We start from the raw sequence: 15,440 nt of genomic DNA, 5'->3' as shown, positions 1-15,440 counted from the left end.
GGCGGCGGGAGCCGGGGTGGTCGGTGGTTCGTCGGGTTTGGGCTGGTGGTCTGCCGGGCCGGTGGGCGGTGTCCGGTGGTGGGGGAAGACGTTTCAGGTCGGTGGGGGACGTCGGTCTCGGTGGGGGACGTCGGTCGGTGGCCGTGTCGGTCGGGGCCGGCCTCCGCCGCCGGTTGCATCCGCACCGTGCGCGTGAGGGCGCCGTGACTGGTTACCCGGCCGCCATGACCAAGCTGCACGTTCCACGGCGGCGTCACCGGCAGGCCGCCGACGAGAGCCTTCAGGCACGGACGCCGACGCGGCAGGAGGCCGGGGCCGGGCCGGAGCCGGGGCGAGGGGCGCCGGGCCGTGACGAGAGCCCGGAGTCCCGGGCGCCCGGGACGGTGTCCGACCGTGACGAGGGGCCGGAGCCCCGGACGCCCGCGCCGGAGGAGGCCGGGCCCGCGCCCGAGACGGAGCGGGCCGCGCCGGACAGCCCGGTACGACTGCCCCGGCGGGCCTGGGGCGCGGTGTTCCGGGGCGCGCTGCGCGAGTTCCGGGACGACGAGCTGACCGACCGGGCCGCGGCGCTCACCTACTACGCCGTCCTGTCCCTCTTCCCCGCCCTGCTGGTGCTGGTCTCCCTGCTGTCCGTCATCGGCCGCTCGGCCACCGACCGGGTGCTGGCCAACGTGCAGGGCCTCGCCCCCGGACCGGCCCGGGACATCCTCGTCCGGGCCGTGGGACAGCTCCAGGACAAGGCCGGTATCGGCTCGGTGATGGCCCTGGTCGGTATCGTGCTGGCGGTGTGGTCCGCGTCCGGCTACGTGGCCGCCTTCATCCGCGCCGCCAACGCCGTCTACGACATGCCCGAGGGCCGCCCGGTGTGGAAGATCCTCCCGGTGCGGGTGGGCGTCACGGTCGTGCTGATGGTGCTGTCCGTGGCCGGCGCGCTGATCGTCGTCTTCACCGGCGGGCTGGCCAAGCGGGCCGGGCAGGCGCTCGGCCTCGGCGACACGGCCCTGACGGCGTGGTCGATCGCGAAGTGGCCGGTGCTGGTCGTGCTGGTCACCCTCATGATCGCGATCCTGTACTGGGCGGCCCCCAACGCCAAGGTGAGGGGCTTCAGGTGGATCACCCCCGGCAGTGTCCTCGCCCTGCTGATCTGGTTGGTGGCCTCCGCCGGCTTCGCGTTCTACGTCGCCGGTTTCGCCTCGTACAACAAGACCTACGGCACGATGGCCGGCGTCATCGTCTTCCTGGTCTGGCTGTGGATCACCAACCTGGCCATCCTGCTGGGTCTGGAGTTCGACGCGGAGACCCTGCGGCAACGGGCCATCGCCGGCGGCCACCCACCCCGCGCCGAGCCCTATGTGCAGCCCCGCGACACCCGGAAGTGGGACGAGGAGGATGTGCGCCGCCTGAACCGGCCCTGATGCGCACACCCTGCCCGTCCCGTCCGGCTCAGGCCGCGTAGCCGCCGTCCACCGAGAACTCCGCGCCCGTCACATAGTCCGCCTCCGGTCCGGCGAGGAACGCCACCATGGACGCCACCTCCTCGGCCGTGCCGAACCGGCCCAGCGCGGTCATGGCCGCCTGACCGGAGGCGTAGGGGCCGTCCGCGGGGTTCATGTCGGTGTCGGTCGGGCCCGGATGCACGACGTTCGCCGTGATCCCCCGCCCGGCCAGCTCCCGCGCCAGCGCCTTCGTCAGCCCGACCACGGCGGACTTGCTCATCGCGTACAGCGTGGCCCCCGGCCCCGGCACCCGCGTGGTGATACAGCTGCCGACGGTGATGATCCGCCCGCCCGAACCCATCAGCGCGGCGGCGGACCGGGCCGCCAGGAACACCCCGCGCACGTTCACCGCGAGGACCCGGTCGACGTCGGCGAGGGACAGGTTCTCCAGCGGTTCCATCACCCCTACGGCCGCGTTGGCCACCAGCACGTCCAGTCCGCCCAGTTCGGCGGCGGCCCGCCGTACCGCGTCCGCGGCCTCCGCCGCGTCCGCCGAATCCGCGCGCAGGGCCACCGCCCGCCGCCCCAGCGCCTCGATGTCCCGTACGACCCCTTCGGCCGCTTCCTTGTCGTGCGCGTAGGTCAGGGCCACGTCCGCGCCCTCCCGGGCCAGTCGCCGTGCCGTCGCCGCGCCGATGCCCCGGCTGCCGCCGGTGACCAGGGCCGCCCGGGTCGTCTGGCCGTTCGGGTTCTCTCGTGAAGTCATGTGCCCATCCCACCGGAAGGGGCGGGGTGAGCTCCGGCGGGGAACGGACATCGACCTGCCCCGGGCGGCCACCGGGCCGGGTCACCCCGCCCGGTGGCCGCCCGGACTGATCAGGCCGGTCTCATAGGCGAGGACGACGGCCTGGACCCGGTCGCGCAGGCCGAGTTTGGCCAGGATCCTCGACACGTACGTCTTGACCGTCTCGGGCGTGATGAAGAGCTCCGCGGCGATCTCCGCGTTCGACAGCCCCTCAGCGATCTGCCGGAGCACCTCCAGCTCGCGCGGGGTCAGTGCCCGTACCACGTCCTTGCTGGCCGGCCGGGAAGCATCGGAGGGGCGCAGGTGTTCGGCGAAGCGGCCGACGAGGTGGCGGGTGACGGCGGGGGCCAGCAGGGCCTCGCCCCTGGCGACCGTACGGATGCCGTTGACCAGCTCCGCCGGGGGCGCGTCCTTGAGGAGGAAGCCGCTGGCCCCGGCCCGCAGCGCGTCGTAGACGTAGGCGTCCACGTTGAAGGTGGTGACGACCAGTACCTTCGGCGGTGCCTCGGCGTCGGGACCGGCCAGTTGCCGGGTCGCCTGGATGCCGTCGAGCAGGGGCATCCGGATGTCCATCACCACCACGTCGGGACGCAGGCGCCCCGCGGCCTGGACCGCCTCGTGCCCGTTCTCGGCCTCTCCGACGACCTCCATGTCGGGCTGGGCGGAGAAGATGGTGACGTAGCCGGTGCGCACCAGTGCCTGGTCGTCGCAGACGAGCACACGGATCGGTGGCGGCGCATCGCTCACGGGATCACTCCGATGCGGACTTGGACGGAATGGTGGCGCGGACCTCGAACCCGCCTTCGGGCCGGGGACCGGCCTCCAGTTCACCATCGACCATGCGGGCCCGTGCACGCAGCCCCGCCAGTCCACGCCCGCCCGCAGGGCCCGGCTTCCGCACGGCAGGTGCGGCGGCCGGGGAGACGAGGGGCCCGTCGGTGGTCACCTTGATCTCGATACGCTCCTCGCCGTGCCGGACCAGAACATGTGTCGTCTGCCCGGCGGCGTACTTCATCGCATTGGTGAGCGCCTCTTGCACCACCCGGTACGCCGCCAGCTCCACGTCCACGGACTGCGCCCGCCGCTCGCCCTGCTCGCTGAACTCGACCGGCTGCCCCGACCTGCGGGCCTGTTCGACCAGATCTCCGAGCCGTCCCAGGGTGGGTGCCCGGTCCGCGCGCACCGGGTCCGCGGACGCCGACTCGCCGGTCGCCTCCAGCACACCGAGCAGGTGTCGCAGCTCTGCCAGCGCCCGACGGCCGGTGTCGCTGACGGCCGAGAGCCCCTCGCCTGCTTTGTCCGGTGCGGAGGTGAGCAGGAACTGTGCCGCGTCCGCCTGCACCACCATGGCCGTCACATGATGGGTGACCACGTCGTGCAGCTCGCCGGCGATGCGTGCCCGCTCCGCGGCCGTGGCCACTTCGGCGGTCAGCCGCCGGCGCTGCGCCTCTTCCGCCCGCCGTGTGCGCACGATGCTCCCCACCAGCCAGAACGCGGCCAGAGTCAGATAGAACGCGAGATAGTCCGCGATGCCCTGCGGTGAGCCGAGGCGGTCCAGGACGAGGGCCAGCACGGCGTAGCCCGCACTCACCGCGCCCGCCAGGCCACGGCGGAGGCGAACCTGGTGGGCCCCGGCCGAGTACAGGGCCAGATACAGCCCCAGACTCCCGAACGTCGTCGCGAAGCCCAGCGCCTGGTACGCGGCGAACGCGCCCGCGACGACAGCCAGACAGCCCGCGGGCCACCGCCGGCGGGCCGCCAGCGGCAGGGTCTGGGCCAGAACCAGCCCGACGCTCAGCGCGCTCGCCGGCCGCTCGGGCAGATCCCCGAGCTGCCCTCCGATGTTGGACAGGGTGGGCACGAAGGCCAACAGGGCCAGCACCAGGGCGAGGACGCCGTCCTTGAGGAAGGCGTCCCGCTCCTCCCACCAGTCGCGCGGCGCACGGCTCCAGGGCGCCTGAAGGGACATCACTGCACCTTTCCCGGTAGCGTTTCGCGACCCTTCGTGATCTTCGTGCTCAGACAGTACGGTCATGGCCGAGCTCGGTCGAGCGACGTGGGCGGGGCGGTCGGCGCCGGCCTCAACTCGTCGCCTCGGCACCGGTGAGGACGTCGTTCGTGGGGGGTGACGACGCGGCCGGCAGCCCACCAGCGCTCTCCGGCTGTTTCGGTGATCGTCATCGGGATGTCCTCTTCGGGGACGTCGGCGAACAGCCGGAGGACAAACATAGCGCGCTCGCTGCGACACAGGCCGAACACGACCGGCCGCATCCGGAGTTGCCTTGTGGGAGGGAGCCGGTACCCGCAGGGCGACCACCGGGAGGTGACCATCGCGCTGGAGCGCGCGGCGGCGGCCGGTTACCCACACCTCGGCCCGGACGGCACCATGGTGATTCCGACCAGGTCTTCACAAGTGCCTCTTACCGAGAAGGGTTTACCGCCGTTTCCTCCGGTCGGCCGGTCTGAGTGTGTCGTGCGGAACGACGGGGCAGCAGACGGCCGCCGCGGCGGGCGAGGACGCACATCCGGACGGCGAGCAGCACACCGAAGACGACGGGCACCAGCGCCGCCTCCAATCCGAAGCCACCGCCGGACAGCACAGTGGAGCCCTGCACGTCGACGGCGAACAGACCCTCGGAGGTGTGCCCGGAGACCGGGATGCCCAACAACTGTTCGGTGGTGTTCCAGGCGAAGTGCAGACCCGCGACGAACCAGATGCTACGCCGCCACAGGAACGCGGCACCGAGCATCACGCCCGCCTCCAAAGCGATCGCCAGCGCACTCCACGCACTGGCTCCCGGGGTGCCCAGATGGGCGATGCCGAAGAACAGCCCGGTGATCACGATGGCGGCCCGGCTGCCCCACAACTGCTCCAGAGCCTGCAGCGCCAGACCGCGGAACAACAACTCCTCGGTGACCGCGGTGCCGATCTGCACCATGACCGCGGACCAGACGACCGCCATGAAGCCATGGCCCGCCCAGGAGAACGAGTAGCCCCCGAACGCCGTGATCAGCAAGACCGACACCAGAACGAAGCCGAGGCCGGTCGCGCCGCCCAGCAGCGCCTCCCGGCCGGCTCCCCGCCGTGCGATCTCCGGCGTCGAGCGTCGCGCGACACGGCGCATGACCAGCCAGTACACGACCACCGCGGCCACCGCGCCCAGCACCGGAACCGGACCAGGACCCATGGCGGTCAGACCCGAGACCAGGCCGACGCCGACCAGGCCCGTCAGCATCCAGCCGAGCGGAGAGCGGACGATCCGGTCGAGACGACCGCCACGAGTGTGGTGACCGTCGGGGCCGGTGTCCGGGCCGGAGCCTCCGGCGTGACCTGCGGTGGATGTTGTACTCATCGTGGCCTCCCCTGTAGCGGTCGCACAGCTGCGACCGGACAACCACGCTAGGAATGCGGCGCCGTCCGCGAATCACCCGCACAGGGACAGCTCCTGTAGCTCTCGCGGGGGATGCGTCCCGTAAAAGGATCAGGCACCCGACGACAGCCGGACACCATGACCGCCGCGGCGGCGAGGCCGAGGCGGGAGTTCAGCGGGACAGGGCCCGCCGGTCGGCGTCGGTGAGCCGGCTCCGCCACTTCTCCACTGCCGGCGGATCAGGTCCCAGTCGATCGTCTTGACCGACACCACCGCTGCCAGGGCGGCAAGCGAGCGCGCCCGGGTCGAGGGTGGGTTCGTCATCGCGGTGTTCCGGCACCAGGAGTCCGCAGCCGCCGAGCGGCACACGGCGGACCGCCTCCATCGCCGCAGTCCCTTATCGCAGGAGGGAGGCGTCGTCATGCGTCGCTCGCCGGTTCCCGGCGTCCCGAAATCTGCGAGGATGAGGCGTATGGACGTGCGCGGCAGGAACCAGGTGCGGGTGTCCGGGCGGCCGGGCGGGCCCGTCGTGATGCTGGCGCACGGGTTCGGATGCGACCAGAACTTGTGGCGTCTGGTGGTACCGACGCTGGAGCGAGAGTTCACGGTGGTGCTCTTCGACCATGTGGGAGCAGGCCGCTCGGACCTGTCGGCGTGGAGCGAGGACCGCTACTCCGGCATGGACGGCTACGTGGACGACGTGCTGGAGATCTGCCGGGAGCTGAACCTCGGTCCGGTGACGTTCGTGGGCCACTCGGTCAGCGCGATGATGGGCGTGCTGGCCGCGGCGCGACACCCGGAGTACTTCGCCGGGCTGGTGCTGCTCGCCCCCTCCCCCTGCTTCATCGACGATCCCGCGACCGGGTACCGCGGCGGGTTCAGCGCCGAGGACATCGAGGAACTGCTGCAGTCCTTGGACGCGAACTATCTGGGCTGGTCAGGGTCGATGGCACCGGTCATCATGGGCAACCCCGAGCGCCCGGAACTGGGGCAGGAGCTGACCAACAGCTTCTGCGCCACCGACCCGGAGATCGCCCGGGTCTTCGCCCGGGTGACGTTCCTGTCCGACAACCGCACCGACCTGGCGCAGGTGACGGTGCCCACCCTCGTTGCCCAGTGTTCCAGCGACGCCATCGCCCCACCAGAGGTCGGCCCCTTCGTCCAGGCCCAGATCAAGGGCAGCCGGCTCATCACCCTGAGCGCCACTGGGCACTGCCCCCAGCTCAGCGCCCCCGAGGAGACGGCCCAGGCCATCGCCGCGTTCGCGAGGACACCGCGATGATGTGCCGGAGCGACGGCGACCAGGGCTGCGGCCCGGATCCCGGACAGCCCCCGGACGACGACCGGACATTCTCCGCTCTGCTGGAAGACAGCGTCGAGGACCTGTACGAGAACGCCCCGTGCGGATATCTCTCCACCCTGCTGGACGGGCGGATCGCCAAGGTCAACACCACTTTGCTGAACTGGCTGGGCTACAAGCGCACGGAGCTGGTCGGCCGGAGGAAGTTCAGTGATCTCCTCACCACCGGTGGGCGGCTGTATCACGAGACGCACTTCGCGCCGCTCCTGCGCATGCAGGGCGAGATCAGCGGCATCGCACTGGAGCTGAGGGCGGCTGATGGCAGCCGGATGCCGGTCCTCGTGACCTCCACCGTCAAGACCGGCAGCGACGGGCAGCCGCTGCTGATCCGTACCACCGTCTTCGACGCCCGTGATCGCCGCGCCTACGAGCAGGAACTGCTGCGCGCCCGCCAGGAGGCCGAGCGCGAACGCGCACGCCTCCAGCAACTGGCCACCACCCTGCAGAAGACGCTGCTGCCGCCGGCGGTGGAGAACGTGCCCGGCCTGGACGTGGCCGCGTACTACCACATCGCCTCGACCGACGAGGTCGGCGGCGACTTCTACGACCTCTTCCCCCTCGCAGCCGGTACCTGGGGACTGTTCCTCGGAGACGTGTGCGGCAAGGGCGCCCAGGCGGCGGCCGTCACCTCCCTGGCCCGCTACACCCTGCGCGCCGCCGCCGTCTACGACCCCGACCCGGCGGCGGTCCTCAGCAACCTCAACACCGTCCTCAACCACGAGTACAACGGCACCGACCCCCGGTTCTGCACCGTCATCTTCGGCCTGCTCACCCCCGACGGCGACCAAGGCGGCTTCCGCATCATCCTCGCCAGCGGCGGCCACCCCCCGGCGCTGCTGCTCCGCGCGGACGGCACCGCCGACTACCTGCCCACCCCCGGCGGCCAGCTCATCGGCGTCCTGCCCGACGCCGACATCGCCACCATCTCCTTCCGCCTCGGTCCCGGGGACACCCTCCTGCTGCACACCGACGGTCTCACCGAGGCCCACACCGTCCTCCGCGGCGAACGCTACGGCGATGAAGCCCTCCTCGACTTCGTCCGGGCCTTGGCCCCCACCACCGCCCAGGGCACCATCACAGCCCTCCGTGACCTCCTCGGCACGTTCGGCACCGGGGTGGACGACGACACCGCCGTCCTGGCCGTCCACGTGCCCCGCGCCGACCGAGAAGAGCGACAGTGAGCGCCCAGGCAGCCGAAGGGGCCTGGAAGCCCCCGGCAGACCGACGCCACCCGGCAGCGGGCCCCCGTGCCGGCAGGGCTCACGCTCAGTCCGCGTAGCAGCCACCCCACCACGGGCTTCTCGGCCACGGCAGCTCCGCGGCCACGGCGCCGAAGAACTGCTGTCCTCTGAACCGCCCGACTCCGCCCGGAGCGGAACGGTCACGCACCGAAGGGCCTGCGGGGATCCTCATGGGTCGGTGGCCGGACCGCCGGTCGCCCGCAGGGCCGCCTGCCGTACCCGGGCCGCCGCGTGTCCGGGCAGGTGACGGACGGTGTGCAGGCGGGCCGCCGTGGTGACCATGGCGGTCCTCGCGGCCCGGTCGGTGAGCAGATCGGCGCACTGCCGTGCCAGGTCCTCGGCCGTGTCGGCGATCGCCAGGTGCTCACCGGCGACCACGTCGAGTCCCTCCGCGCCGATCGTGGTGCTGACCACCGGCACACCGTGTGCGAAGGCTTCCAGGATCTTGATCCGGGTGCCGCTGCCCACGCGCAGCGGCACCATCACCAGGTCGGCGCCCCGCAAGTGAGGTGTCATGTCGGGGACCGCGCCGGTGACCTCGACGTGCGGGCCTGCCAGCGCGGCGACCTCCGGTGTGGAGGCGCCCGCCAGTACGACCCTCGCGTGCGGGATCCGCTCGCGGACCAGCGGGAGGATGTCCGCGGTCAGCCAGCGGGCGGCGTCCGTGTTGGGCGCCCAGTCGAAGGAGCCCTGGAACAGGATGGTCGCACCGCCGTCGGGGCGCGGCGGCACCGGCGGGTGAGCGGGCGGAGCGGGGTAGGTGTTCGGGACCACGGCTGTCCGGTCCCCGCGGCCGAGCCGGGCCGCGTCGGCGGCGCAGGCGGCCACGACCACGTCGGCCTGCCGTGCCACCCGCCGGTGGACGCGGCGCCACCAGGCGATGGAACGGCGTGCCTGCACCCGCTGCCACGGGGTCAGCGGTACCCCCCACACGCCCTGGCCGAGCCGTGTCCAGCGGCGGATCAGCACGTCCTCGAAGTCGTCCACGTCGACGACCGTCCGGCCGGTGAACCGGCCGCGCAGCGGCAGCCAGGTGCGTTCCCGGTTGAACCAGACGAGGTCGTAGCGGGTGCCGGTCGACCAGTCGGGCAGCCCGGGGGCGAGGGTGCGCCGCTGGTGAGCGGCGTAGGCGGCCGACGGCCCGCGTGCCGTGATCTCCAGCAGGGCGCGGACGCCCGTGTACGGCGGTACACCGGCCACGCCGGTGCGGGCGAAGCGGGTGGTCTCCCGCGGCGGTGGGGCGGTACCGGACGGTGCGAGGAACAGCCCGTCCACCGGGCCCAGTTCGGCGAGGGCGGCGGTGACGACGTCCATTCGCCGCACCGCGCCGCCGGCGGGACGGCGGGGCAGGATGTCGCTGACGAAGAGAGTGCGGATCACCGGTCGCCCCGGTTGTCCGAGGTCGCCATCGGGCCTTCCTTGGTGTCGTGGCCTTGGTCGTGGCCGCCTTCGGGCGGGCTCCCCGTGCGCCGGGCGGCGGCCAGGAGGGTGTACACCAGTCCCGCGGCCCAGCCGATCACCGTCGCCCACATGACTCCGTCGACGCCCCGGGCGTGGCCCAGCCCGTACGACAGCGGCAACCGGACCACGCCCAGCGACAGCACCGTGCAGACCAGCGGCACCACGGTACGGGCGATGCCATTGAACCAGCCGTGCAGTACGACCGTCAGCGTGTAGCACAGGAAGAACGGCGCCGTGATGAGGATGTACCGCTCGGTGATCAGCCGGGTCTCGTCGCTGCCGGAGAACAGCGCGGCGACCGGCCCGCGTCCGGTGAGCAGCAGCAGGGACACCACCGCGGTGAGCGCGACGCCCAGCCACACGCTGTGGCGGACGCCGTCGCGGACGCGCGCGGCCTGTCCGGCACCGGTGTTCTGCGCGGTGAACACCATGAGCGCGCCGGACAGGTTGAGGAACAGCGCGCTGGTCAGCAGCTCCAGGCGGGAGACGACGGTCAGCGCGGCGAGCGCCTCGTCCCCGAACGGCGTGATGATCCACACCAGGGCCAGGACACCGACGCCGATCAGCAGGTACTGCACGGCCATCGGGACGCCGATCCGCAGGCCGCGCCGTATCTCGGCGCGGACCGTGGCGACCGTGACCCCGGACGTCCCGGCCGGGCGCCGGCGCTGTTCACTCACCAAACGGGTCAGGCCGGCCGCCGCGGCCAGCGCGTTGGCGGCCCATACGGCCAGCGCGGCGCCCGCGATGCCGAGCCGGCCCGGACCGACGAACAGCCAGGCGAACACCGCGTTCAGCACGCTCGCGGCGATCAACAGTCCGGTGGCCCGGCGGGCGTCGCCGCGGCCGGTCAGGACCGCACAGACCGCGCCGAGCGCGTACACGGCGATCATGCCCGAGCACAGCGTCACCACGAAGGTCCGGGCCTCGGCGGCGACCTCGGCGGTCACACCCGTCAGCGCCAGCAGCGGCGCCGTGATCAGTACCGCGGCCACGGCGCAGACCACCGCCCACACGACGGTGCACACCGCGAGGGCCCGCAGCACGCTGGGGTCGTCGCGCCGGCCGGCGCCGGCGAGGTGCCCGAGCCGTACCGAGAAGGCGTTGGAGACACCCGTGAACAGGGAGGTCAGGATCGCGTACAGCGGTAGTGCCGCACCCATCGCGGCCAGCCCGTCGACGCCCACGTAACGGCCGACGACCGCGCTGTCGACCAGCAGGTAGCCCTGCTGGAGCAGGTTGGCCAGGGCCAGCGGGGCCGCGATGCCGACGACGCCGGACAGGACCGGGCCCCGCGTCAGGTCCGGCACGTCACTCACCGGGCATGGTCAGCAGCTCGTCGAGCCACGCGTCGTCGTCCCCGCCGTCGTCGTCACCCCGTACGTCCGCGTCGTACTTGGTCTCGATGAGCCGGGCGACGGCGACCACGGTGCGCTCGCTCATCAGGTCGACGGCGTCGAACTGGCGGCCGATGCAGGAGGAGATGCTGTTGCCGATGGTCAGCGCCATGATCGAGTCGGCGCCCAGGTCCCGGAAGTCGGCGTGCACGTCGATCTCCGGATGGCCGAGGGCATGCGCCAGGCAGCGGCCCACCATCCGTTCGGTGTCGGTGTACTCGCCGTCCGGCTGCCCGGTGAGCCGTACCTCGGTGGACTCCACGGCCTCGCGCACGCGTGCCAGGTTCCGCTTGGTCCGCTCGGCGAGCGCCGCCAGCCCCGTCGCGATCTTGTCCTCGATGTCCGCGGACAGGGCCACGTCGTACGTCGGCAGGACGCTCATCAGGTCGCTGTCGTAGTTGATCTCGCCGGCGAAGAGTACCGGCCGGCCGCCGCACAGCGCCGCGTCGATCAGGCCCAGACCGTCGCGTGTGCGCAGCGAGCGGAACGCCAGGTCCTCGTTGACGCCGGCGGCGACCGCCATGCCGACCTCCCGCCAGGCCACCCACTCGACGCTGACCACGCGGTGCTCGGGTGTGTCCAGGGCGCGGGCCAGGTGGTCCAGGTAGTAGTTCGCGGCCGCGTAGTCGGCCTGCCCGAGGGCCGGGAAGACCGCGGCCACCGAGGACATGTGCAGGATGAAGTCCGGACGGTCGTCCCGGGTCAGGTGGTGCAGCAGGAACGCGCCGCGCAGCTTGGGCCGCAGGACGGCCGTGAACCCGGCCGCCTCCCGGTAGGCGATGAGGCTGTCGCCGGGCACTCCGGCGGCGTGCACGATCCCGTCGACACGGCCGTGCGCGGCGCGGACGGTGTCCAGCACGGCCGCCAGCGCGGTCTCGTCGGCGACGTCGGCGGCCACCGGGTGCACGGTGGCGCCGAGCGCGGTGATGTCACGGACCGCGGTGACACGCGCCGCGGCGGGATGCTGCGGGTCGGCGGCGACCGCGTCCCACTCGGTCTCGGGCGGCAACGCGGTGCGTCCGAGCAGGTACAGGTGCGCGCCGGGAGCGCCGGCCGCGAAGTGACGGGCCGTCTCCAGTCCGATGGCGCCGAGTCCGCCGGTGATCAGGTAGGCGCCGCCGGGCCGCAGATATGTGTCGCGGACCGCCTCGACCCCCGGCAGCTCCGAGAACGACTCGCGGTACTTGGCCGTGCCGCGCAGCGCGTACACGCCGGCCTGCCGGGCGAGGATCTCCTCGCGCAGCAGCTCGGCGGGCGCCGCGTCGTCGGTGTCGACCAGCCGGACGGTCACATACGGGTACTCGCGGGCGATCGCCTTGACCAGCCCGGCGAGCGCCGCGTGTTCCGTGACGACGTCCGCCTCGCCCGGTACGACCGCCAGCGCCCGGCGGGTCAGCACCACCAAGTCGACCGTCGCGCCGGCGTGCATGAGCGCCTTCGCCAGCCGGAACAGGCCGGTCAGGTGCTCGTCGACGCGGCGGTCCAGCCCGGCCGGATCGGCAGCCGGTGCGCCGCCGGGGGCCGGGGCATACACCAGGTGGGTGTACCCCTCGCCGACGAGTTCCTCGGCGAGCCCGTCCGGTTCGGTGCCGGGGGCACCCGGCGTGCGCAGCACCGCGTCCGGCGGCAGGACGGCGGCCACGGCGTCGGCCGCCTCCGGATCCGCCAGCGCCAGCACGCGGGGCGACGCGTCCGCGTACCGCGCGGGCGGCGCCGGCGTGAACTCCACCGCGTGGGTCAGCGGGTGTGCCACGCGCGGCGCGGCCAGGGCGAACCGGTCCTGCCAGTCGTCGGGGAAGTCGACCCAGGCGCGGGTCTCGTCGAACTCGTACGGCGGCAGGTGCACGGTGCGCGGGGCCGTTCCCCGGTACTGCGCACGCAGGTCCGCTTCACCGCCGCCGGCCCAGTGCCGGGCGGCGTCGGTGCGGGCGGCGTCCGGCACCTCACCGGTCTCGGTGGCCGCCAGCGCCGCCCGCAGGGCGGGCAGGTCGGCCACCGTGCAGGCGAGCCGGTGGCGGTGGTGGGCGCGGGAGACGTTCGACGTCCAGCACACGTCCCGGACGGTGCCCTCGATCCGGCCCGCGTCGATCGCCTCGCGGTAGCGGGTGACCAGCCGGCCGAGGGACGCCGGGCTCTGCGCGCTCAGCGTGAAGAGGTAGGGCGGCCGGTCCTCGCCGGGTTCCGGCGGCGCGGCGGTGAACTCCTCCAGCACGACGTGGGCGTTGGTCCCGCCGAGGCCGAAGGCGCTGACTCCGGCACGCCGGGGGCCGTCACCGTCCGGCCACGCGCGGGCCTCCAGGGGCACGTACACCGGACCTCCCGCCAGGTCGATGGCCTCGTTGGGCCGCACGTAGTTGGCCAGCGGAGGGATCGTGCGGTGCCGCAACGCGAGGGCGGTCTTGATCACGCCCATGACGCCCGAGCCCTCGAAGAGGTGGCCTATGTTCGCCTTCACGGTGCCGACCGCGCAGAACCGCCGGTCGTCGGTCCGGGCGGCGAACGCCCGCCGCAGTCCCTCGAATTCGATCGGGTCGCCGACCTTGGTGGCGGTGCCGTGCACCTCCAGGTAGCCGATCGTTCGGGGGTCCACGCCGGCGGCGCGCCACGCGGCGTCCAGGAGATCGGCCTGGGCCCCGGCGTCCGGCGCGGTCATCATCTCCGAGTGGCCGTCGTGGTTGACCGCGCTGCCCTTGACGACCGCGTACACCTGGTCGCCGTCGGCCAGTGCCCGGTCCAGCCGCTTGAGCACGACCGCTCCGGAGCCCTCGCCGAATCCGGTGCCGTCGGCGCTCTCGTCGAAGGTGCGGGTCACGCCGTCTGAGGACTCGATGCCGATGCGGGTGTGCGGGTGCTGCACGGGCGCCATCACCACGCGGGTGCCGGCCACCACGGCCATCTCGCAGTCGCCCAGCAGCAGCGCGGCCCTGGCCTGGTGCAGCGCCAGCAGCGAGGCCGAGCAGGCGCTGTCGATCACCATGCTGGGCCCGCGCAGGTCCAGCAGGTAGGACAGCCGGTTGGCCAGCATGGTGACGATGTTGCCGGTGATGCCGAGCTGGCCCAGCGCGGGGTCGATGCGGCAGAAGTAGTCCAGGTAGGACCCGCCGGGGTTGCCGGCGTAGCCGATGTACACGCCGGTGCGGCTGCCGGCCAGTCGCCGGCCGGTGTATCCGGCGTCCTCCAGCGCGCGGTACATGGTGCGCAGGACCAGCCGCTGGTGCGGGTCGGTGACCGCGGCCTGCTTCGGGGTCATGCCGAAGAAGGCGTGGTCGAACAGGTCGACCCGGTCCAGGAAGCTGCCGTCGTGGAACGCGACGCGTTCCTCGGCGTCCGGCACCAGGGCGGATGCGCGGTGGTAGCGCAGGAACTCCTCGACGTCCCGGCGTCGCCGCGCCGGGAAGGACCGGGTGAGGCTGCGGCCGGTGCGGACGACGTCCCAGAAGGCGTGCTGGTCCGGCGCGTCCGGTACTTCGACGGACAATCCGACGATGGCGATGTCCGTGGTCATACGCGTTCCTCCGTGGGCTGTGCCGCGATCCGTGCGATGAAGGCGGTGAGAGTGGTGCCGTCGGCCTCGTCGAAGTGGTCCACGCCGGCGGCGCGCAGAGCGCGGACGGTGCGTACCCACTCCACCGGGCGGGAGATCTGCCTGCTGAGCAGCTGGACGGCCTGGCCGGGATCGAACTCGGCGCCGGTGACGCTCGACATCACGGGCGTGTGCCCGGCGCGGAACTCGTACGCGCGCAGGACGTCCGCGAACGCCCGGCCGGCCGGGGCCATCGCCGGCGTGTGGAACGGGCCGCTCACGTGCACCGGCAGCACCCGGACGTCCGGGCCGCGCAGGGCCTTGGCCGCGAGCGCCAGTTGCCGCCGGTCGCCGGCCACCGTGACCTGCCGGTCGCTGTTGCGGTTGGCGACGTGCACCAGGTTGAACCCGGCGGTGCGCAGTGTCGCCTCGACCCGTGCCGAGTCCTGCCCGACCACCGCGACCATGGCGCCGCCGGTGACGCCGGCCATCAGCTCGGCGCGGCGCCGGACCAGGGCGAGGCCGTTCATGAGGCCGATGACTCCGGCGGCCACCAGCGCGTTGAACTCGCCCAGGCTGTGCCCGGCGAAGTAGTCGTAGCGCCGGCCGGCCCGTTCCAGGTCCAGCCAGGACAGCGCGTTGACGAGGAAGACGGCCGGCTGGGCGTAGCGGGTGTCGGCGAGCCGGTCCTCGGGGTCGTCGCGGCACAGCTCCGCGACGGAGTATCCGAGCAGCTCGGACGCGGCCGCGGTCTGTCGCGGGTACCGCTCGAACAGTGCTTCTCCCATACCTCTGCGCTGTGCGCCTTGGCCGGGGAAGACCAGACAGTGCATGCGTGGACGCTCC

Annotated in this window: 11 protein-coding genes; 3 read left to right on the top strand and 8 right to left on the bottom strand. The window is 72.7% G+C overall.

Going from position 1 to position 15,440, the window contains the following annotated elements:
• Nucleotides 1–224 precede the first annotated feature (224 nt).
• A complete protein-coding gene (locus ABD350_RS32100; RefSeq protein ID WP_344352454.1) occupies nt 225–1,415 on the top strand; it encodes a YihY/virulence factor BrkB family protein in 1,191 nt (396 codons plus the stop codon).
• Between the two features lie 28 nt (nt 1,416–1,443).
• Here the strand turns inward: ABD350_RS32100 and ABD350_RS32095 are convergent, their stop codons facing one another.
• The 4 genes from ABD350_RS32095 to ABD350_RS32080 all read right to left on the bottom strand — a co-directional run bounded on the left by ABD350_RS32095 (nt 1,444) and on the right by ABD350_RS32080 (nt 5,594).
• A complete protein-coding gene (locus ABD350_RS32095; protein WP_344352453.1) occupies nt 1,444–2,202 on the bottom strand; it encodes an SDR family oxidoreductase in 759 nt (252 codons plus the stop codon).
• 81 nt (nt 2,203–2,283) lie between these two features.
• The gene (locus ABD350_RS32090; protein WP_344352452.1) at nt 2,284–2,988 is read right to left on the bottom strand and encodes a response regulator; all 705 of its coding nucleotides are present in this window, start codon (nt 2,986–2,988) and stop codon (nt 2,284–2,286) included.
• Between the two features lie 4 nt (nt 2,989–2,992).
• A complete protein-coding gene (locus ABD350_RS32085; RefSeq protein ID WP_344352451.1) occupies nt 2,993–4,210 on the bottom strand; it encodes a sensor histidine kinase in 1,218 nt (405 codons plus the stop codon).
• A 451-nt stretch (nt 4,211–4,661) separates the two neighbouring features.
• Nucleotides 4,662–5,594: a CPBP family intramembrane glutamic endopeptidase gene (locus tag ABD350_RS32080; RefSeq protein WP_344352450.1), complete on the bottom strand. Its 933-nt coding sequence runs from the start codon at nt 5,592–5,594 to the stop codon at nt 4,662–4,664.
• A gap of 490 nt (nt 5,595–6,084) precedes the next feature.
• On the opposite strand from ABD350_RS32080, the gene ABD350_RS32075 reads away from it, so the two are divergent.
• Complete coding sequence (locus ABD350_RS32075) at nt 6,085–6,894, top strand: alpha/beta fold hydrolase (RefSeq protein ID WP_344352540.1); 810 nt, start codon at nt 6,085–6,087, stop codon at nt 6,892–6,894.
• Nucleotides 6,894–8,153, top strand: a complete 1,260-nt coding sequence (locus ABD350_RS32070; protein WP_382466871.1) for a PP2C family protein-serine/threonine phosphatase — start codon at nt 6,894–6,896, stop codon at nt 8,151–8,153. The genes ABD350_RS32075 and ABD350_RS32070 overlap by 1 nt, the downstream gene beginning before the upstream one ends.
• A gap of 228 nt (nt 8,154–8,381) precedes the next feature.
• Here the strand turns inward: ABD350_RS32070 and ABD350_RS32065 are convergent, their stop codons facing one another.
• Genes ABD350_RS32065 through ABD350_RS32050 form a run of 4 tightly spaced genes read right to left on the bottom strand, consistent with a single transcriptional unit; the run spans nt 8,382 to nt 15,427 of the window.
• Nucleotides 8,382–9,593 carry a glycosyltransferase gene (locus tag ABD350_RS32065; RefSeq protein ID WP_344352448.1) on the bottom strand — a complete coding sequence of 404 codons (1,212 nt, stop codon included), beginning with the start codon at nt 9,591–9,593 and terminating at the stop codon, nt 8,382–8,384.
• On the bottom strand, nt 9,590–10,993 hold the full coding sequence (locus tag ABD350_RS32060) for an MATE family efflux transporter (RefSeq protein ID WP_344352447.1): 1,404 nt from the start codon (nt 10,991–10,993) through the stop codon (nt 9,590–9,592). Before ABD350_RS32060 ends, ABD350_RS32065 begins: the two co-directional genes overlap by 4 nt.
• The gene (locus ABD350_RS32055; RefSeq protein ID WP_344352446.1) at nt 10,986–14,576 is read right to left on the bottom strand and encodes a type I polyketide synthase; all 3,591 of its coding nucleotides are present in this window, start codon (nt 14,574–14,576) and stop codon (nt 10,986–10,988) included. The genes ABD350_RS32060 and ABD350_RS32055 overlap by 8 nt, the downstream gene beginning before the upstream one ends.
• Nucleotides 14,573–15,427: an ACP S-malonyltransferase gene (locus ABD350_RS32050; RefSeq protein WP_344352445.1), complete on the bottom strand. Its 855-nt coding sequence runs from the start codon at nt 15,425–15,427 to the stop codon at nt 14,573–14,575. The genes ABD350_RS32055 and ABD350_RS32050 overlap by 4 nt, the downstream gene beginning before the upstream one ends.
• Nucleotides 15,428–15,440: the final 13 nt, after the last annotated feature.

The sequence above is a fragment of the Streptomyces nogalater genome (genome assembly GCF_039532885.1).
Lineage (GTDB): Bacteria > Actinomycetota > Actinomycetes > Streptomycetales > Streptomycetaceae > Streptomyces > Streptomyces nogalater.
This window is presented reverse-complemented; position numbering and strand designations above follow the sequence as displayed.